Source organism: Halomonas sp. ATBC28 (assembly GCF_005937175.1).
Taxonomy (GTDB): Bacteria; Pseudomonadota; Gammaproteobacteria; order Pseudomonadales; family Halomonadaceae; genus Vreelandella; species Vreelandella titanicae.
Map to the genome: position 1 here is coordinate 1 of NZ_VCQL01000072.1, position 826 is coordinate 826.

Consider the following 826-nt stretch of genomic DNA (forward strand, 5'->3'; position numbering starts at 1 on the left):
TAGCGAACTACCGTATGAGTGTGTTCAAGGCAGTCCTTGCTGTAAACCACCCAGTCAGTGGCCATCAGCGTGTTCAGTTGAGCATCGACATCTCCGGGCCGGTTTACCCGGTGGAGATAGCCTGCATGGGCGGCCTTGCGCAGAGCGCTCACCATGTGCCCGCGAAAGTGGCGTGACAAGGCCCGCACCGGGAACAAGTAGTTGCTATGTGCCCTACGCCAGCGGCCATCATCACCTAAGGCACCGCCTGGAACCAAACTGTGTAGATGCACATGCTGGCTCAGGTTCTGGCCCCAGGTGTGAAGTACAGCGATCATCCCCATCTCGCCGTCAAGGCGTTTGGGATCGCGCCCAAACGTGCGTAACGTCTGCCAAGCACTCTGGAACAGCAACCGGTGAATCACCTCGGGATGAAGCTGAACCCAGCCATTAAGGCTATGCGGCAACGTGAATACGACGTGGTAATAGCGCACCGGCAGGATATTGGCCTGCTGACGCTCGGCCCATTGCTCCATGGCGCGGCCTTGACACTGTGGGCAGTGACGATCACGACAGCCAAAGTAGCGTGGCTGTACATGAGCGCAGTCGGAGCACTGTAAGACCATCCCGCCCATCGCCTCCGTTCGGCAGGCCAGCAGATGGGTACACACCCGTTGGCGCTGGCGATCAAGACCGGTTGGGTCGAGAAAGCGGGTCAATGCCTGTTGCAAGGTAGCGGCCTTAGTCATGGCTCACCTCCAAGGCGGCCACCAGGTCAATATGACACTGATCTCCCCCTTGCTGGCTCGGTAGCCAGTGCAGGTAGCGCATCGTCGACTGGAGGTGA

1 protein-coding gene is annotated in these 826 nt (G+C 59.2%); it reads right to left on the reverse strand.

Annotation, left to right across the window (positions count from 1 at the left end):
* Window positions 1–728 (reverse strand): transposase zinc-binding domain-containing protein (locus E0L35_RS25345; RefSeq protein WP_138801722.1); only part of this gene is annotated, 728 nt, incomplete at its 3' end.
* Window positions 729–826: the final 98 nt, after the last annotated feature.